The sequence below is a fragment of the Paraburkholderia madseniana genome, assembly GCF_009690905.1.
In the GTDB taxonomy this organism is placed as follows: Bacteria; Pseudomonadota; Gammaproteobacteria; order Burkholderiales; family Burkholderiaceae; genus Paraburkholderia; species Paraburkholderia madseniana.
In genome coordinates, this window is record NZ_VOSW01000043.1 from 22,475 (window position 1) to 39,910 (window position 17,436).

19 protein-coding genes are annotated in these 17,436 nt (G+C 60.2%); 13 read left to right on the top strand and 6 right to left on the bottom strand.

Annotated features, from left to right (window positions below):
- Nucleotides 1–44: 44 nt before the first annotated feature.
- Nucleotides 45–815, top strand: a complete 771-nt coding sequence (locus FSO04_RS22480; RefSeq protein WP_154562608.1) for a TauD/TfdA dioxygenase family protein — start codon at nt 45–47, stop codon at nt 813–815.
- 109 nt (nt 816–924) lie between these two features.
- Here FSO04_RS22480 and FSO04_RS22485 read toward each other — a convergent pair whose 3' ends face one another.
- Nucleotides 925–1,233, bottom strand: coding sequence for a hypothetical protein (locus FSO04_RS22485; RefSeq protein WP_154562610.1), 309 nt, complete (start codon nt 1,231–1,233; stop codon nt 925–927).
- Between the two features lie 164 nt (nt 1,234–1,397).
- Complete coding sequence (locus FSO04_RS22490) at nt 1,398–2,132, bottom strand: LysR family transcriptional regulator (RefSeq protein WP_154562612.1); 735 nt, start codon at nt 2,130–2,132, stop codon at nt 1,398–1,400.
- Nucleotides 2,133–2,359: 227 nt separating this feature from the next.
- Between FSO04_RS22490 and FSO04_RS22495 the strand changes: the two genes are divergently transcribed.
- From FSO04_RS22495 to FSO04_RS22550, 12 genes are all read left to right on the top strand, one after another.
- Nucleotides 2,360–2,926: a carboxymuconolactone decarboxylase family protein gene (locus tag FSO04_RS22495; RefSeq protein WP_154562614.1), complete on the top strand. Its 567-nt coding sequence runs from the start codon at nt 2,360–2,362 to the stop codon at nt 2,924–2,926.
- Nucleotides 2,927–2,969: 43 nt separating this feature from the next.
- The gene (locus FSO04_RS22500) at nt 2,970–3,512 is read left to right on the top strand and encodes a 2,4'-dihydroxyacetophenone dioxygenase family protein (protein ID WP_154562616.1); all 543 of its coding nucleotides are present in this window, start codon (nt 2,970–2,972) and stop codon (nt 3,510–3,512) included.
- Nucleotides 3,513–3,635: 123 nt separating this feature from the next.
- The gene (locus FSO04_RS22505) at nt 3,636–4,451 is read left to right on the top strand and encodes an alpha/beta fold hydrolase (RefSeq protein WP_154562618.1); all 816 of its coding nucleotides are present in this window, start codon (nt 3,636–3,638) and stop codon (nt 4,449–4,451) included.
- Between the two features lie 251 nt (nt 4,452–4,702).
- Nucleotides 4,703–5,479 (top strand): enoyl-CoA hydratase/isomerase family protein, encoded by a 777-nt coding sequence (locus FSO04_RS22510; protein WP_154562620.1) that lies wholly within the window; start codon nt 4,703–4,705, stop codon nt 5,477–5,479.
- A 464-nt stretch (nt 5,480–5,943) separates the two neighbouring features.
- On the top strand, nt 5,944–6,882 hold the full coding sequence (locus FSO04_RS22515; RefSeq protein WP_154562622.1) for a LysR family transcriptional regulator: 939 nt from the start codon (nt 5,944–5,946) through the stop codon (nt 6,880–6,882).
- A gap of 109 nt (nt 6,883–6,991) precedes the next feature.
- Nucleotides 6,992–7,339 (top strand): type 2 periplasmic-binding domain-containing protein, encoded by a 348-nt coding sequence (locus tag FSO04_RS22520; protein WP_154562624.1) that lies wholly within the window; start codon nt 6,992–6,994, stop codon nt 7,337–7,339.
- A 642-nt stretch (nt 7,340–7,981) separates the two neighbouring features.
- Complete coding sequence (locus FSO04_RS22525) at nt 7,982–8,635, top strand: hydrolase (protein WP_154562626.1); 654 nt, start codon at nt 7,982–7,984, stop codon at nt 8,633–8,635.
- A 309-nt stretch (nt 8,636–8,944) separates the two neighbouring features.
- Nucleotides 8,945–9,232, top strand: a complete 288-nt coding sequence (locus FSO04_RS22530) for a DUF1427 family protein (protein ID WP_154562628.1) — start codon at nt 8,945–8,947, stop codon at nt 9,230–9,232.
- On the top strand, nt 9,229–11,121 hold the full coding sequence (locus tag FSO04_RS22535) for an amidohydrolase (RefSeq protein WP_154562630.1): 1,893 nt from the start codon (nt 9,229–9,231) through the stop codon (nt 11,119–11,121). The genes FSO04_RS22530 and FSO04_RS22535 overlap by 4 nt, the downstream gene beginning before the upstream one ends.
- A gap of 37 nt (nt 11,122–11,158) precedes the next feature.
- Nucleotides 11,159–11,566: a DoxX family protein gene (locus FSO04_RS22540; protein ID WP_414693452.1), complete on the top strand. Its 408-nt coding sequence runs from the start codon at nt 11,159–11,161 to the stop codon at nt 11,564–11,566.
- Nucleotides 11,567–11,621: 55 nt separating this feature from the next.
- A complete protein-coding gene (locus tag FSO04_RS22545; protein WP_154562634.1) occupies nt 11,622–12,542 on the top strand; it encodes a glyoxalase in 921 nt (306 codons plus the stop codon).
- A 441-nt stretch (nt 12,543–12,983) separates the two neighbouring features.
- Complete coding sequence (locus tag FSO04_RS22550; RefSeq protein ID WP_154562636.1) at nt 12,984–13,712, top strand: cysteine hydrolase family protein; 729 nt, start codon at nt 12,984–12,986, stop codon at nt 13,710–13,712.
- A gap of 168 nt (nt 13,713–13,880) precedes the next feature.
- On the opposite strand, the gene FSO04_RS22555 is transcribed toward FSO04_RS22550, so the two are convergent.
- The 4 genes from FSO04_RS22555 to FSO04_RS22570 form a co-directional block, all read right to left on the bottom strand.
- Nucleotides 13,881–14,222: a hypothetical protein gene (locus tag FSO04_RS22555; RefSeq protein WP_154562638.1), complete on the bottom strand. Its 342-nt coding sequence runs from the start codon at nt 14,220–14,222 to the stop codon at nt 13,881–13,883.
- Between the two features lie 106 nt (nt 14,223–14,328).
- Complete coding sequence (locus FSO04_RS22560; protein ID WP_154562640.1) at nt 14,329–15,054, bottom strand: MlaA family lipoprotein; 726 nt, start codon at nt 15,052–15,054, stop codon at nt 14,329–14,331.
- A 238-nt stretch (nt 15,055–15,292) separates the two neighbouring features.
- The gene (locus tag FSO04_RS22565; protein ID WP_154562642.1) at nt 15,293–16,648 is read right to left on the bottom strand and encodes a sensor histidine kinase; all 1,356 of its coding nucleotides are present in this window, start codon (nt 16,646–16,648) and stop codon (nt 15,293–15,295) included.
- Nucleotides 16,635–17,318, bottom strand: a complete 684-nt coding sequence (locus FSO04_RS22570; protein WP_093633662.1) for a response regulator transcription factor — start codon at nt 17,316–17,318, stop codon at nt 16,635–16,637. Before FSO04_RS22570 ends, FSO04_RS22565 begins: the two co-directional genes overlap by 14 nt.
- Nucleotides 17,319–17,436: the final 118 nt, after the last annotated feature.

Here is a 17,436-nt window from a genome sequence, read left to right on the forward strand (position 1 = left end):
TCAAACGGCAGAGGCCTGGAACGGCTAGCACAATCGGAGGAACGATGAAGTTCAGAGCAATGAATATGGGCTTTGGCGCGCACGTCGATGAGGTCGATCTAACCTCGTTGACGCAAGACGATGTGGATCGGTTACATACGGCGCTTCTCGAGCACGGCTTGCTGGTCATCCGGAATCAGAAGCTTTCGCCTGCAGGGCAGGTCAGGATCTCGGAGGTCTTTGGCACGCTCGAAACGTTTCCGTCGGGCGAAGGGCAGTTGGCCGAATATCCGCAAATCTTTCGCGTGGCCAGCCACCCCGCTAAAGGCCATACGAACGTTGGCCGCTACTGGCATTCCGACGGCTCGTTCCGTGCAGAAGCCACGCCTATCTCGATCTGGTATCTGGTCGCGCAACCGGCCACTGGCGGCGAGACGCTTTTTGCCGATCTGCGGGAGGCGTACAGGGCCTTGCCCGATGAGAGGAAGCCCGCGATCGATGGTCTCATCACGCTGCATCGAAACGGGATAAGACATCCGCTCGTCATGCGGCATCCTGCGACACGCGAGCCGTCGATCTATTTCAATGTCGGTCTTACCGGCGGCGTCGTGGGCTATACGCCTGAACAGTTCATGGCATTGCGGACCGATCTGAACGATCACCTTTCCCGCGCAGGTGCCGCTTACGTCCATCACTGGCGCGAAGGCGACGTCATCATTGCCGACAACTTCCGGGTTGCCCACCGGGCTACGCCGATCTCGGTGGATCAGCATCGCATTCTCGATCGAACGACGATACGGGCTGATGGCGTTTACTGGGGCAAGGCGCAGAAGTGAAGGGCCGCAGCCCGTGGGCGTGCCGGCCCGCGCGAAATACTCCATTTTGCCGACGACGCGCCGCGCGCTCTGCGCAATGCGGCGCGCCGTCGTCGTCGGGTCACACGCCCTACGCCAGGAACAGCGTGTCGTGGGAAGCAAACGCGGAGCCACGTGGAAGAGGCGCGATGCCGCGCTTCAGGATCGGCGTGCCAACGCCGTCGAGGCCGGGAGGAAACGCGGCAACGTCGTCGCTGAACCCGCAGAGCGGCGCGCCATCGCCCGAGAAGGCCAGAGACTGGCCATATCCGTTTCCGTTGGGTCCGGATGCGCTCGCCACCACTACCTTCATGTCGCCGTTCCTGTCGCCGATTGATCGCCCCGGGATCGCCTTCATCATCGCGGCAAGCGGCGGCCCACAGCATGCCGTCACGGGCATAACCGGCTTTCCTCGCTGGCATGGATTGCCGGATGCCGATCTCTTTTGCGACACGCGGCGCCTCGGGCAAAGCCTGCATCGTTGCGGCGCAGCCCGCTACGAGGACCGCTACCGGGCAGACGCGCGGCCTCGCACCTTGCGTAGCGCTCGAACGAGGTCGTTATTCATTGCGCGGGCTTTCCGGCAAACAGAAATCGGCTGAGTGCGAGCAGCGGGAACAGCATGCCGACGACCCCGACCCAAGTCCAGCCGCCGTGCCTGTACAGCGTGCTCGCGATTGCGGAGCCGGCGGCGGCGCCGCCGACGAAGACGCTCGTCATGTAGATCGAGTTCAGACGGTTGCGGCTCTTCGGATCGAGCAGGTAAATTTCGCGCTGTCCCAGGACCAGGTTCATCTGCACCGCAAAGTCGAGCAGCACGCCGGTGCCGACGAGCCCGAACACGCCGAGGCCCGGTAGCGTCAGTGCCAGCAGCACCGTGACGAGCGTCATCACGACTGCGCCGAAGCCGAATACCGCGCGCCACCCGAACTGCGCGGCGATGAAGCTCGAGATCGGACGCGAGAGCAGAATGCCGAGCACCAGCCCGCTCATGATCGTGCCGACCACGCGGCCACGCGTCTCGGCCGCCGCGAAATCTGCGCTGCGAGCCTCGTCGGTTGCCGAGTCGACGGCTGCGAGAATCGCCTTGGCGCGCTCGTAGAAGCGTCCACCGGGTTCGGTGACAGAGAGGTGTCGCGTCGTGCGATGCAGCACGACGGTCTGCAACTGCTGCTCCAGCGCCGTGACTGCGCGCGAAACCTGCGCAGCCGTCACGTTGTTTTCTTTCGCGACGGCGGTGAAGGAACCGGTTTCGACCACGCGGACGAATATCCGCATACTGCTGACGATATCTGCCATTCTGTTCCCGGACGGTGAGACCACCCATTTTTCTCCGGAGCGCTGGCTTGGAGCCAACCTTTCTCAATGTGCTACCGCATCCTGGCGCAGTCTGACATCAGGCGTGGCGGGGGCGTTAGACGTCGTATGCCTGCCTGGAATGGATGTTATGCGTATCGAGGGTCTTCTACCAGCGTGACGCCGCGCGCATCATCTGCTCACCACGAATTTCCCGTTTGGAGAAGATCATGAGCACGTTCCCGTCATACACCATTGAGACCGCACCGGCCGCTTCGAAACCCGCCCTGGAAGACGCGAAAAAGACCTTTGGCTTTGTGCCGAATCTCCAGTCTCACATGGCCGAATCGCCTGAGCTCCTTGCCGGCTACTCCGCCCTCTGGGACCTCTTTGCCAGGAGTACGCTTACCTCGCATGAGCAGCAGGTCGTCTATCTGACCTCGAACTTCGAAAACAATTGCCATTACTGTATGGCCGGCCATTCGGCACTTGCCCGGATGATCAAGATGGATCCCGCTGTCATCGCCGCGCTGCGCGATGGAGAGCCGCTGCCTGATCCGAAGCTTGAAGCCCTGCATCGCTTCACGACGATTGTCGTACGCGAACGCGGCTTTGCTTCTGATGCGGATGTCGAGGCATTTCTCGCCGCCGGCTTCACGCGCCAGAATGTGCTTGAAGTGATACTCGGCGTTGCCACGAAGGTCATGAGCAACTATACGAACCACATCGTACATACGCAGTACGACCCGTTCATGAAGGGCAACGAGTGGACGAAGCCGGTAAAGTCCGCCGCCTGACCCGTGCGCTCGATGCGTCGATATCTTCTGGAGGTCTCGTAACATGACCAACACAACTGCAAGAAAGCCTGATGAGCGTGCTATCCCTTATCAGCTGCCTCAACCGCCTGACATGTCACCCGACATCGTGCACTTGGGCATACTCGATAAATGGCTGGAGGACGATAACCTTTGGGTGCCGATGACGCCGACTGTTTCGTTCAAGCCGCTGCTTCTCAGCGCCAGCCAGGGCTACTACGTCAATCTACTTAGAGTGCGCCAGTCCGGCGTGCTCTCGCGTCACCGTCATACCGGGCCTGTCCACGCGATCGTTCTGCGAGGCAGATGGTATTACCTCGAGCACGACTGGGTTGCGGAGCAGGGTGGCTACGCACACGAGCCGGCAGGCGAGACGCACACCCTGTACGTGCCCGAGGACGTAACTGAGATGATCACGTGGTTCCATGTTACGGACGGGTACACCTACGTCGATCCCCAAGGCACAGCAGTGGGATACGAAGATGTGTTCACGAAAATCGAAGCGGCTCGCAGGCATTACGAAGAGATCGGCCTCGGCGCCGACTACGTAAAGCAGTTCATTCGCTAAGCGTATTCGTTATCTGCGGGCTTCGGATGCCGCGAAAGCACGAACGAAGATGTGCCCCATGCGCGGCGGAGGCCGCGCACCTCGATCGCCCGGCACAACGGGCTGCAACGGAGGATTTTCACCATGGAACGAAAAACTGTTGACGTGAATGGCGTACCGGTCAGCTACCTGAGCGCCGGTGACCCGGCAGGATCCGTCTTGTTGTTGCTGCACGGCACCTATTGGAGCCGCGTATGGCAGCCGGTACTCGACGATCTGGCCGCTGCCGGATTACGCCCCATCGCGGTAGATTTCCCTGGTTCCGGCCGCTCGGGTGGCGAGCTGACCATTGCGGATGCCTCGATTCCCGCTTTGGCGGGTTGGCTGCCGCGCTTCCTGGATGCGCTCGGTATCGCGGGACCGGTAGGCGTCGCCGGGCACGACATTGGCGGGGGCATTGCGCAGGAGGTGCTGGTCGATGGAACGATAGAGGTCAGCAAGCTGGCGCTCGTCAATGCAGTGATGTTCGATTCGTGGCCAGTGCCCGGCGTTGCCCGGTTCCGCGATCCGGCGGTGGCCGCTGCGACGACGACGGAGGATATCCTTGCTGCCCGTCGCAAGTCAGTCCTCACGGCACTGGCCAGGCCAACAACGGAAAGCGAAGTGGCCGAGTATCTCGAACCTTGGACGGACCCGCGCGTCGCACGGTCGTGGATCGCCTTGGCCGGTGCGGCGGACAATCGTTACACGATGGAGCTGTTGCCGCGCCTTCGCGCGTCGCAGACGCCAAAGCTGCTCGTCTGGGGCGAAGACGACAGCTTCCAGCTCGTCGAGCACGCGGAGCGCTTCGCCAAAGAGATCCCGAACACGCAGCTTGTCCGGATTCCCAAGGCGGGCCACATCCCCATGGAAAATGACGCTGTCGCAGTGGCTCGCGCGTTGGCTGGGTTCTTCATCTGACGCAGAGCAGCAGGCGGGAGTGGTTGTCGCTCGCCGGTCCTTTCCCAGCTCGCGGATGGGACTCATGCAAGGTTCGGCAAGGTACTTGCCGGTCAGGCGTCCGGTCAATTGTGTGTGTTTCGAAAGCGAGGCGGCGAACTCTCGCGTTACTCCAGGGGGCTTGGTGAGAAGCCCTTCCACAGTATCTAGTGAAGTCGGCCCGCTGCAGACTGGCAGGGCTAATTCAGTCAGTTCGGACATAGGAGAACATCATGCAAACGAATCTGGAAAACTATTTCACTGCCTACCGCAACCTGAAGTTGATGCGGGATGAGGACGGCGTGCTGGTCGTGCAATTCCATAGCAATGGCGGCCCGCTCACTTTCACGGCAGAGGCCCACACGGAGGTTGTTGATGCGTTCTACCGGATTTCGCAGGACCGGGCGAACAAGATCGTCATCCTCACGGGTGCAGGCGGGGACTTCATGACCGGGGTTGACTGGGCATCTTTCAAGGACGTCTCCGATCCCGACGTTTGGAGCCAGATCCATGACGAAGGCGTTCAGGTCCTGGAAAACATCGCCAATATACGCGTGCCAGTCATCGCGGCCATCGAGGGGCGTGCCCATATCCACTCGGAGTATGTTCTGCTGGCCAACGTCATCGTGGCAACAGAAGACGCATCCTTTCACGACATGGGCCACTATGCTGCGGGTGTCGTGCCTGGCGACGGTATCTTTACCACCTGGAGCTATCGCGCGGGAGCGGGACGGGCAGAAGCTTTCCTGCTCAACGCGCAGCCGATTACGGCGGCGGTCGCACGCGAGTGGGGGGTGGTTGCTGAGGTCGTGCCAGACGGCCAGGCGCTTGGCCGCGCACAGGAATTGGCGAGGCAGTATTTGAAAGCGCCGGAAGTGGCACGCCGCAACACGCGCGTACACTTTATTTGGCCCTTGAAGCAACGCATCGTGCAGGAAGTTGGCTATGGGTTGTCGCTCGAAGGCGCCTCCGCAGCCGCCCTTGTGAAAACAATGCAGGCGAAGAGCTGACCGCTACGAGCGGCACCTCTCGATTTGCGGAAATATGGGAAGGCGAGTGCGTTGTCGGGTACCGTTGTGGCGCACTTGCTCAGGCCCGAGATCGATCCCTACCGCGGCCTCGCACCGCGATTGATCCGGAGCTCATGATCCGCATGTTGAAGAGTAGAAAAGTTTGTGCTGTTCGCCGCCCATCATGACGAATCACTCCCGTCGATCGATGTCTTCCAGGATACCGAACAATCCGTACGTCGGCAGACTTTTTCAACACAATCCGTTACTGAGCTGACGATGGGGGACTAGTCGGGGCGAACGGCAGCTTTGACTGTCGCCGAGGCCGACAGTGCGAGAGGCGCGCCTCGTTCGTATTCTACGTTCGGTAGCCGGGGTCGGCGTGGCGCACCTGGCCAATACTCGCAAGCAGTGGACGGCAGCGATCTGCCGGACTGGCAACGGACATTCGACACGAGAGCCACATGAAAGCGATTGAATTGCGTCAACTGCGCTACTTCTCGATTCTTGCGCGGGAACTCCATTTCGGCCGGGCGGCCGACCTCGCGTCGATAACGCAATCTGCGCTTAGCCAGCAGATTGCGAAACTGGAAGAACTGGTGGGCGCGCAATTACTGAACCGCGACCGGCGCGGCGTGACGCTGACCGCTTCGGGCGAGGCTCTGCGGAACAGCGCCGACGCCATCTTCGCTCAGGTTGAGCGCGCGTTGCGTGAAGCGCAAGATGCCGCAGGCAGTCGAGAATCCAGGCTCTCGATCGGTCTGGTCGAGTACGCGAATCTGCCGTTTATTCCGCCTGCGCTCATTCGTCTGCAGACACTATATCCGGACATAACGATAGAGCGCCACGAGATGAACACGGCGCAGCAGATCACCGCGCTGACCAAGAAACATATCGACATCGGCTTCGGCGTATTGGTCGACACTGCACCAGACAACGACGACGTACTGGTTCAGCCGCTGTTCGAAGCAGACTGGGTCTTGTTGATGCGCAGCGATCACCGGCTGGCAAACGTCGACTGTCTGAACCTTTGCGATCTTGCGCAGGAGCGATTGATCGGCTCGGCACGTGCGGTCAATGCGCCGCTTTATGACTCGATGGTTGCTCAGTTCCAGCAAGCTGGCTTCACACCAAACTTCATCTATGAAACGACGCAGGTACAAGTTGGCGTCACGCTCATCGAACAAGGGCTCGGCGCAATGATCGGCACCACATACCTATTCTCGTCGCTTCCAAAAACTTTGCGCTACCGGCAGATCAACGGCCTCGAGCCCGTAACGGTCCAGATGCTGTCGCGCACAAACGAACGCAATTCACTGATACTTGACTTTCTCGATCTGGCGGCTGAAGAAGCGCGTTGCGCGCAAACCCGCGCTACTGCGCCTCGCGCCTCCAGTCGATAGGCAGCATTTAGGTGCGCCTGCTCAACCGTGATCGGCGTGAAGTAACGTTGACTCTGCCAAGCGAGCACTACGCGACAGCGTCGATGCCATCATCCGGCAGGTAGAGCAGGTGCTACGGATTATTCGGGAAGCGGCGGGCTATCAGAGTTTCAAGATCTCGGTTGGCCACATTGGAGATGCCGATCTGCCGTTCATCCCGCTCGTGTTGATTCGGTTTCGGGCGCTATATCTAGCCATCACGGTTGAGCGCCGCGAGATGAACACGGCGCAGCAAATCGCCGCGCTAAAAAAACTGCATCGATTGGGGTTATCTTTGCCAGCAGGCAGCGTGCTCAACGATGCGGAGATTCTAACGGAGCCTCTGCTCGAATCGAACTGTGCGCTGCTGATGCGCAGCCACCACCGACTCGCGAACGTCGACTGCCTCAAACTTGTCGACCTTGTGCTGAGCGTCTGATCACCTCGGCGCGCGGGCAAATGCTCCTCTCTACCAATCGACCGTAGCGCATTTCTAAAGCACCGGCCTCAGGGCAAATTTCGTCTACGAAAACTTGCAGGCGCAAGCCGGAACTACGCTGATCGAACAGAGACCTGGAGTAGTGACCGGTGCGATCAACCCGTTCACGTCATTGCCGCAGACAATCAACTATAGGCTCATCAATGACATGGAGCCGATGTCGGTTCAAATGGTTCTCGCGTTTGAAAGAGCGCGATTCGCTGATTTTCGATTTCGTTGAAGTGATTACCGAAGAAGCGTGTCGCTTGCGTGCTTTGAACCTCCAGCCGGGCGCACCTCGCGATAAGTACGCGGTTCGCTTCACGTGTCGGATCGATTAGCGCTAGTAATCGGCCTTGCAAGTATTTCGAATTGGCTAATACCGGTGATGTCATCCAAACTTCTCCTCAACGCACGAGCGGCTTGATGAATAGGTGGACCGCCGTCGAGATCATCCGCCGGCTTGCGTTCGTGTACCGTCTGTTCGTGCGTATCGTGAGAATTCTGAAATGGATGTGACATCACGAGAACGCATGCGAGAGATTGCAACAAACCGCGCAATCGAAGTATTTCGCGCATTCCCAATCGACTGGAGTATTGAAGATGACCCAAGCACAAGCGAAGCCCGGAAAGACTCTTTTGTCCCCTAACGATCACACACTGATAATGATCGACCATCAGTCGCAGATGGCATTCGCGACGAAGTCGATCGATGCGGTTCTTCTGCGCAACAATGTCGCATTGGTCGCGAAAGCGGCCCGCGAGTTTAGCGTGTCGACGATTCTGACTACTGTCGCAGAAAAGCTCTTCTCCGGTCCGATTTTCGAAGAAATCAGCTCGACATTTCCTGGTCAGACGGCGATCGATCGGACTAACATGAATATGTGGGAGGACCCGCGCATCACAGCTCGCGTAAATGAAATCGGAAAATCACGCATCGTGATGGCGGGTCTCTGGACCAGCGTCTGTATCGTCGGGCCGGCGCTTTCAGCGCTTGATCAGGGGTTTGAAGTGTACGTGATCACTGATGCGTGCGGCGATGTTTCGGACGAAGCGCATCAACGTGCGCTAGATCGTCTCGTCCAACAGGGCGCACGCCCGATGACGTCGCTGCAGTATTTGCTCGAGTTGCAACGCGATTGGGCTCGGACCGAAACCTACAATGAAACAGTTAAAACCTCGGTTGCGCATGGCGGCGGTTACGGACTGGGTCTGATCTATGCGAAGACAATGTTCGGCGGTTCCGAGGGACACTGAACAAGATTTGTCATACCCGCTCGGCCCTGGTCGTTTATCGCCGGGGTGGAGCCGGTGGCGATAATCGAAGTGCGGGTTTGCCGGTGACAGCGATCAGCAACACGGTGATTGTTTTATAGTTAGCATAACGATATGTATCGCATTATTAACGTCGCGCAATTAAATCAGTTGTCCGATTTTTTCTGTGAATAATCGTAGGTTGACGTGATCTTCAATTGGTGATGCAGCCAGTCGATCTCGCTCCTTTGCGTAATTAAATCGAGCGACTGGCGCGCTTCAATTCGATATTTCGACGTCAGGGCAGGACCAATGAAACTCTATCTGTTATCGCTGGGCGCCGGCATCCTGGTCGGCATTATCTATAGCCTGATCAATGTACGTTCGCCAGCACCTCCGCTTATCGCACTGCTGGGTCTGCTGGGCATGCTGATCGGCGAGCAGGCGATTCCTTCCGCGAGGCAGTTGTTGGGTTATTCGACGCCACCGGCGCTATCGCATCAGGCGAGCGGAACCGATCGTCTTTCCAGCACCCGGTCGGGTCATGCCGTGTTGCAGGCAGACCGGGGGCTTGATGGCAACGAGGAGGAACACTCATGAGCATTACCATTACTCAACCGGACCTGATCCTCTACAACGGCCGGGTGACGACGCTGGATCGTTCGAACCCCACGGCAACGGCTGTTGCGATGAAGGATGGCAAGTTTGCTGCGGTGGGCAGCGACGTCGAGGTTCTGCCGCTCGCAGGGTCATCAACCCGGGTGATCGACCTGACGGGGCGCAGAGTACTGCCCGGACTGATCGACAACCACATTCACATCATTCGCGGCGGACTGAACTTCAACATGGAGCTGCGTTGGGATGGCGTGCGCTCCCTTGCCACCGCGATGGACATGCTGCGCGAGCAGGTTGCCGTCACTCCGGCGCCGCAATGGGTGCGCGTGGTGGGTGGATTCACCGAGCATCAATTCGACGAGAAACGCTTGCCCACGATCGAAGAGCTGAATGCGGTTGCGCCCGATACACCCGTGTTCATTCTGCATTTGTACGATCGCGCGCTACTGAATGCGGCGGCTCTGCGCGTGGCGGGCTACACGAAGGACACACCGGAGCCCCCGGGAGGACAGATCGTGCGAGACAGCGCCGGCAATCCGACCGGCCTGCTGCTCGCGCAGCCGAATGCATCGATCCTGTACGCGACGCTGGCAAAGGGTCCGAAGCTGCCGTTCGACTATCGGGTGAATTCGACACGCCACTTCATGCGCGAACTTAACCGGTTGGGCGTGACCGGTGCGATCGACGCGGGCGGCGGCTCCCAGAACTATCCGGACGATTACGAGGTGATCCAGAAACTGTCCGACGAGGGCCAACTGACGATCCGTCTCGCATACAACCTGTTCACGCAGAAGCCGAAGGCGGAGAAGGAAGACTTCCTGAACTGGACGAAGACGTCGAAGTACAAGCAGGGTAACGATTACTTCCGCCACAACGGCGCAGGCGAGAATCTGGTGTTCTCGGCGGCGGACTTCGAGGACTTCCGTGTCGCACGTCCGGATATGCCCCCGCAGATGGAGGGAGAGCTGGAAGAAGTCGTGCGCGTACTGGCGGAGAACCGTTGGCCGTGGCGTATGCATGCGACCTATGACGAAACGATAAGCCGCGCGCTCGACGTGTTCGAGAAGGTCAACAGGGACGTGCCGCTTGCCGGCATCAACTGGTTCTTCGATCACGCCGAGACGATTTCCGAGAAATCGATGGACCGAGTCGCTGCGCTGGGTGGTGGCGTCGCGGTGCAGCACCGGATGGCGTACCAGGGAGAGTACTTTGTAGAGCGCTACGGTGCGAAGGCCGCCGAGGCCACGCCGCCGGTTGCGAAGATGCTGGAGAAGGGAATCCGGACTTCGTCCGGTACGGACGCAACACGGGTCGCGTCGTACGACCCTTGGGTATCGCTGTCGTGGCTGGTGACGGGCAAGACGGTGGGTGGTCTGCGGATGTATCCGCAGCGGAACTGCCTTGATCGCGAAACAGCCCTGCGCATGTGGACCGAAAATGTGACCTGGTTCTCGAACGAGGAGGGCAAGAAAGGCCGGATCGAGGCAGGTCAGTTTGCAGACCTGATCGTCCCGGACCGCGACTTCTTTGCGTGCGCTGAGGGCGAGATTGCCGATACCACGTCGCTGCTGACCGTGGTGGGTGGCAAGGTGGTATACGGCACAGGCGAATTCGCGTCGTTCGACGACAGCGCACCGCCGCCCGCGATGCCGGACTGGTCACCGGTGCGTCGCTTTGGTGGTTTCGCCGGGTGGAAGAACGCGAGCGGCAACGGCGAAGCGGCGCTGCAGCAGGTCGCAGCGGCGTCGTGTGGTTGTGCGACGGCATGCGGTGTGCACGGTCACGCGCATGCCCGCGCGTGGACGGCCAATGCGCCGACCTCGGACCTGCATGGCTTCTGGGGCGCGCTCGGCTGCTCCTGCTGGGCGGTCTGACGTGAGGACAGGCGCGCTACAGGGAAATCCGTCGTGGGTGGCCGCGTTGCTGGCACGGTGGTGGGTGCTGCCGCTGGCGCGGCTCGCCCTCGTGTCTGCGTATCTGATCGGGGGTATCGACAAGCTCGCGCATTTCCATGACGCCATTCTGGAGCAGGAGCATTTCAGCCTGCATCCAGGGGCGCTGTGGGCGACGCTGGCGATTGTCGTCGAACTGGGCGGCTCCTTCTGCGTGGTTTTCAACCGGCTTGTCTGGCTGGGCGCAGGCGGACTGTCCGCACTGACCGCCGTTGCCATGCTGGTCGCCAACAATTTCTGGAGTCTCTCTGGCAATGCACGTTTCATCGCATTGAACGGGTTTTTTGAGCACCTCGGGCTGATTGCCGCCTTTATTGCCGTGACGTATCTGGCCAGCGGCGCACACCGGTCCCGTGGCAAGACATAGCTGAACCCAAAGAGGAACTTTCACCATCATGCATAACAGAGGAACTTTCAACATCATGCGTAAATTCCGTTCCCTCGCTGTAACCGCGCTGGTCGCGGGCACGCTCGCCGTGGCCTCGTCGCTGGCACTAGCCAGCCCCCCGGTGCTAGCCAGGCCCACGGCGACGCCGTCGTTGGCCGTAGGGCCGCAGTACGACACGACACACGTCTACGTCGCGCCCGAGGACTTCGACAGGTTTACCGACAGCTTCGTCGCGACGTTTGGCGGCCATAAGTCGCAGCGGGGCGTCTTCCAGGTGACGCCGACGTCGAGCCGGACGATGTCGCAGCTCGTGTTCACGCCGGTCGGCACGTTGTCAGTATTTGGCTTCAAGACGCCGGTTCCGTACCCGTTCGGCAGTGAGCGCACCGGCTATCTCGTGACCGACATGGATGCGGCGGTGAAGTCGGCGATGGCGCATGGCGCGGATGTATATGTGGACACGTTCCCGGATCCGATCGGGCGTGATGCGCTGATCTCGTGGCCGGGTGGTGTGCACATGCAGCTGTACTGGCACAAGCAGGCGCCGTACTACGATCCGCTGGAGACGGTGCCGGAAAATCGCGTGTATGTGTCGCCGGAGCGCGCGAAAGCGCTCATCCACGATTTCGTCGTGTTCTCGCACGGCAAGGTCGTGTCCGATGACCGCAACGCACCGGGCATCGAGATTGGCCGGCCGGCCGACACGTATCGTCGGGTCCGGATCGAATCAGGCTTCGGCAAGATCACCGTCCTCGTGACAGACGGCCATCTGCCTTACCCGTTCGGGTACGAGTTGACCGGCTACGAGGTGAAGGATCTCGCCAACACGCTGAAGAAAGCGCAGGCGGCCGGCGCGACCGTACTCGTGCAGCCGTTCACCTCGGGTGGCCGCGACGCCGCGCTCGTGCAGTTCCCGGGCGGTTACATCGCCGAGCTTCACGCGGTCGCGCACTGAGCCAGGTCGGATGTACCGGCGGTCCCAGCCCGGGAAGAAGGCGGGGACGGGCTGGTTTCGTTTGATTGCCCGCCACGTCGCCGCCGGGAGGTCCCCGGGTCAGATGATTCCGGCGGCTGAGGCGCCGGAAACGGATTGCAGGCGACGGGTCCGATCTATTCCTGGGAATTCCTTGAGCCCTCGATGCAGCAATGCTTCGAGGGTTTTTGTTCCGGCATATCTCGCAGGGGCGAACATGCGGAATTCAGTTGGTTGCATCGATCACCAAGGCCGACCGATGCAGGTGTCGCTGCAACGTATCTGGCCGTCGCTTTAACGCATGCCCGCGTTAACTGATATATGCACAATGGCAGCCACGATCAAGTGTCCGGCATGGACGACGTAAACGCGTACCGCCGTCGTGAGGGGGCGATACGTTCAACCTGAATCGAGGACCCCGACATGAATGAGCCAATTCCTGCGCAGGTAGCGTTTGAAAGCCTGGCATCGACGATTCCAGACATCGACTTCACGGATTGCACCGCTACGGCGCTAGTCGTGGTCGACGTTCAGTACAGCGACGCCGCAGCCGACCGTGGCTGGGTCAAGGCATGCGAAGCGATAGAACCCGGTTCGATGCATTACTACCTCGAAAGGCTCGAGCGCACGACCATTCCTGCAATTCGCACGTTGCTCGATGCCTTTCGTCGAATGGGAAGACCGGTCATTCACCTTGCAATTGGGTCGGCGTATCGAGATATGCGTGATTGCCCGATACGGTTTCGCGAATGGTCGCGCATGCTGGAAAGGGCCAGTGGCATCGAGGACTTATGGTGGACGGAAAATCCGGACTATGCGTTCCGCGAGGAGGTCGCCCCTCTGGATGGAGAGACTGTGATTCGCAAGACCACGCAAGGTGCGTTTAACGGTAGTGAAATGCAGAATGTCCTGGATCGTATGGGGATCAAAAATCTGGTATTCACTGGGGTGGTGACGAGTTGCTGCGTCGAGACGACAGCACGGGATGCTGCAGACCGGGGTTTCGGCTGCGCGCTGGTTTCAGACGCTTGCGCCGATTGCGATCCGGTCATGCATGATGCTGCGCTGTCTAACTTCGGGCTTTACTTCGGCAAGATTGTGCCCACTGCGGATGACCTCGTCAGGACGTTGACCGAGAAGGGACGCATGTAGCTGATAACCGTGTCCGCAAATGCGGCACCCGGGGCGAACAACTCGGCCACCATTCGGCGCCAAGCGCGTTGCCGGCTCGTGCAACTAGCGCGTACGGCAGAACCGACAGTAGCCGCAGCAAACCGAGCAGCAGCCGATAACCGAGACTTTTCATGCTTACACCTGTTGTCAGTGGATACATTGATGACCACGCAGTTCGAGGTGCAACTGGACCAGCCACGCAAACGGGCAGTCATCGGCAATCGATGCTACGAGATCGTGCTTCCCGATCAGTTGAACCTTATGCGCGAGCCTCGCTGCGTCGAACGCTTGCCGCGCACGCCAGCGCAGCGCCAGCATGATCACGGCGCCGAGCAGAAAAATGCTGCCCTGGTAAGGCAATGTAGGCGTGCCGTCGTCGAGCAGGCCGAGCAGCGATGCGAGACTGACGCACGGGACGATCGCGATAACTGTCGAAACCGAAAAGAGCACGAGGTTGGCGCGCAGTGCGGTCGCAGTACTGGCTTTCATGGACACGCTCCCACAGTCGGATGAACTCGGCCTTCATACTGGACGCGCATGGCTTACCAGACACTTAACGGTGAGCTGCGCAGACTGTCATGCTTCGGCCATGCCGCTATTGACGTGAGGGATCTGGGTAGTCCGGCAACTTGTCGGAGTCGGCGGATCTCGTCGAGAGCATGTGGCGCCTCTGCAGGTAGAGGTCGCGAGTGAACGAATAGGGATCGATCGCGGCCTGTGAAAGCAGGTCCGAGGCGCTTAGAAGATCGGCGCGTTTGCTGACAATACGAGTGCCGGTCACCGACACCTGAACGGCAACTGGTGCGGCCGCGAACGGGTTGAGCAGAACGCCTGCCGCGACGTCGCTGACATCCCGCACGCTGCTCGGGCCGAACAACGGCATCACCAGATATGGGCCAATCGGTACGCCATAGTGCGCAAGCGTCAGGCCGAAATCCTGATGGTGCTTGGGCAAGCCCGCAGGCGTCGCCCAGTCGATCAGGCCGCCAATCCCCAAGGTGGAGTTGAACGCAAAGCGCACTACATCCTCGCTCGCGTCTGTCGCTTTCAGTTGCAGCAGGTCATTGGCAAAGTTGCCGATATCGCTGAGATTGGAAAAGAAATTCCGGACTGCCGTCTGTACGGGCGTCGGCGTTACCTTCTGATAGGCGGTTGCTACTGGTTTGACCGCGTATTTGTCGACCTTGTCGTTGAACGAGTAGATGGTCCGGTTCATCGGTTCAAGCGGGTCGCCGGCGGTGCGCCCGGGCCCCGTTGCGCATCCCGATGAAAGAAGCACCGTGGTGGCGAGCGCCAGAGTATTCAGATCGCGCCTTTTCATCGGGGGACTCCCGGTACAAAAATGACAGAAAAGAGGTACTAGCCATGCAGCGCTGCGGCCGTGGCGAAGGACAGTCGATGGGATGGTGCGACCGGAACACTTACCGGCCACTTACTGGCCGCTTGGCAATTACATTGCAGTCCCTTACCGCTAACACTGCATGAATCGTTCTGATCGAAGCAGACGGCTTCCGGATCAGTGAGTCTTGACGCCGGGCGCACGCACTGTGCACGCGACACTACTCGGTCGGTTTGTACAACAGGATTTCACATCCGGGCGTCGTGTCCTTGAAACGGATCGACATGCCGTGCATGCCCGCTACCGCCAGCACAAGGCTCAGGCCGAGCCCGCTGCCGGGCGTGTGACGGCTCGCTTCACCGCGATAAAAGCGCCGTAGCACCGCTTGCTGTTCGGCGGGTGCGATGCCTGGCCCGTCGTCCGAAACGGTGATGCCCGCGCCGGTCTTGTCGCGGAACACCTTGATTCGCACATGGCCGCCGTGCGGTGCGAACTTGATGGCGTTTTCCACCAGATTCGCCAGTGCCTCGAATAGCAGGTTCGGATCGCCCTGGATCTCAAGCGGCCCCGATACCGTTCGCTGCAATTCGAAGGCGATTTGCTTGTCTTCGGCAGTTGGATCGTAGAATTCGAAGACGTCGTCGGCGACGGCAGCCAGATCGACCGTTGCGAAACCCGCATGGCGCACGCCGCTTTCGATTTCCGAAATGCGCAGCAGCGCGTTGAAGGTGCGCAGCAGCCCGCTGGTCTCGATGATGGTTTCATCGATTGCCGCGCGATACTCCGCTTCGGTTTTGGCGCGCCGCTGCGCACGTTCGAGTCCGCCGAGCATCCGGGTGAGCGGTGTGCGCAGATCGTGCGCGATCGCATCGCACACACCCTTGACTTCGTTCATGAGCCGTTCGATTTCGTCGAGCATGCCGTTCACGACGCCTACCAACCGATCCACGTCGTCCCGTTTCGAATGCATCGGCAAACGCCTGCTGAGATTGCCGGCGACGATTTCTTCGATCGAGGCAGTCACCGCGTCGAGCCGCCGCATGGCCGAAATGCCGATCAGACCCGCTCCGACCAGGCCGATCACGAGTGTGATCATGGCGGTGGAAAGCAGCGCGTGCAGCAGTTCTTCGTCGAAGTGGTCGAGTTCGCGGGTGTTCTGGCATTGCAATGCGATGCGGCTATCCGGTACGCGCGCGGCAATGCATCGGCCGGGCGGGTGGCCGGGCAGCTTCGCGAGCCGCATGGAAAACGGCTGGTCGAACACAGGGATAGCCGGTTGATCGCCCGCGTAGCCGCCGGCAAGATGTTTTCCTGCAGCGTCGAACAGACCGAACGGGCGCTGGTGGCGCGGATCGAACTGGTTTTGATGTTCGAATCGCGCGACCAGTTCATCCGGCTCTTCGCGTGTCAACTGTGCGTGCTCGCGCATCAGCCAGTCGTCGATGCGTTCCTGTTCGAAGCCGGTGATTTCGCGGTACAGGTAACCGAACAACAGTATCGCGATCACGCCGAACAGCATCAGGAACAGCGTGGCGAGGCGAAAGCCGGTGGTGCGATGCAGGTCAGTCAGGCGCATGGAGCATGTACCCCGAACCGCGCACGGTATCGATCATCGGAGCCGTCCCGTCCGGGTCGAGCTTCTTTCTCAGGCGGCTGATATGCACGTCGATCACATTGGTCCGCTCGTCGAGCCGGTAATCCCACACAGCCTCGAACAGCATGGTGCGGCTCACCACCTGGCCCTCATGCTGCATCAGGTATTCGAGCAGCCGGTATTCGCGCGGCAAGAGCGACACCGGACGGCCGGCGCAGCTCACTTCGCGCTTGAGCGGGTCGAGACGCAATGGGCCGACCTGATATTCCTGCACACCGGGTGCCGCTTCGCGCCGGCGCATCAGCGCGTCGAGCCGTGCGGTCAGCTCGATGAATTCGAACGGCTTGGTCAGATAGTCGTCGCCGCCGGCGCGCAAGCCGCGCACGCGTTCGTCGACCGCGGACAGGGCGCTCAGAATCAATACCGGCGTGACCACGCCGGCGCTGCGCAACGCCGCCAGCATGCCGAGCCCTTCGAGGCCACCCGGCAACATGCGATCGAGCACGATGGCGTCATAACTGTTGGCGACCGCGAGCATCAAACCGTCGCGGCCCGTGCTCGCGGCCTGCACCTTGCAGCCGTGATCGGTGAGCGCTTCAACGATCTCCGCGAGGGTTTGCTCGTCGTCCTCGACGACCAATACATTCGACATGCCTTTTTCCAGAAGTGAGCGCGTGTCGAGCCTGCGCGAACCGCGCCGTTTACACTACGCTCGTACCTGCGATGTCCGCAGTATGCCGCGTGAAGCCGCACAGGCGTTTCGCGCCAAC

Coding starts and splice junctions, on each gene's coding strand:
- FSO04_RS22480 (WP_154562608.1), top strand. CDS start 45: ATGAAGTTCAGAGCAATGAATATGGGCTTTGGCGCGCACGTCGATGAG.
- FSO04_RS22485 (WP_154562610.1), bottom strand. CDS start 1,233: ATGCCCGTGACGGCATGCTGTGGGCCGCCGCTTGCCGCGATGATGAAG.
- FSO04_RS22490 (WP_154562612.1), bottom strand. CDS start 2,132: ATGGCAGATATCGTCAGCAGTATGCGGATATTCGTCCGCGTGGTCGAA.
- FSO04_RS22495 (WP_154562614.1), top strand. CDS start 2,360: ATGAGCACGTTCCCGTCATACACCATTGAGACCGCACCGGCCGCTTCG.
- FSO04_RS22500 (WP_154562616.1), top strand. CDS start 2,970: ATGACCAACACAACTGCAAGAAAGCCTGATGAGCGTGCTATCCCTTAT.
- FSO04_RS22505 (WP_154562618.1), top strand. CDS start 3,636: ATGGAACGAAAAACTGTTGACGTGAATGGCGTACCGGTCAGCTACCTG.
- FSO04_RS22510 (WP_154562620.1), top strand. CDS start 4,703: ATGCAAACGAATCTGGAAAACTATTTCACTGCCTACCGCAACCTGAAG.
- FSO04_RS22515 (WP_154562622.1), top strand. CDS start 5,944: ATGAAAGCGATTGAATTGCGTCAACTGCGCTACTTCTCGATTCTTGCG.
- FSO04_RS22525 (WP_154562626.1), top strand. CDS start 7,982: ATGACCCAAGCACAAGCGAAGCCCGGAAAGACTCTTTTGTCCCCTAAC.
- FSO04_RS22530 (WP_154562628.1), top strand. CDS start 8,945: ATGAAACTCTATCTGTTATCGCTGGGCGCCGGCATCCTGGTCGGCATT.
- FSO04_RS22535 (WP_154562630.1), top strand. CDS start 9,229: ATGAGCATTACCATTACTCAACCGGACCTGATCCTCTACAACGGCCGG.
- FSO04_RS22545 (WP_154562634.1), top strand. CDS start 11,622: ATGCGTAAATTCCGTTCCCTCGCTGTAACCGCGCTGGTCGCGGGCACG.
- FSO04_RS22550 (WP_154562636.1), top strand. CDS start 12,984: ATGAATGAGCCAATTCCTGCGCAGGTAGCGTTTGAAAGCCTGGCATCG.
- FSO04_RS22555 (WP_154562638.1), bottom strand. CDS start 14,222: ATGAAAGCCAGTACTGCGACCGCACTGCGCGCCAACCTCGTGCTCTTT.
- FSO04_RS22560 (WP_154562640.1), bottom strand. CDS start 15,054: ATGAAAAGGCGCGATCTGAATACTCTGGCGCTCGCCACCACGGTGCTT.
- FSO04_RS22565 (WP_154562642.1), bottom strand. CDS start 16,648: ATGCGCCTGACTGACCTGCATCGCACCACCGGCTTTCGCCTCGCCACG.
- FSO04_RS22570 (WP_093633662.1), bottom strand. CDS start 17,318: ATGTCGAATGTATTGGTCGTCGAGGACGACGAGCAAACCCTCGCGGAG.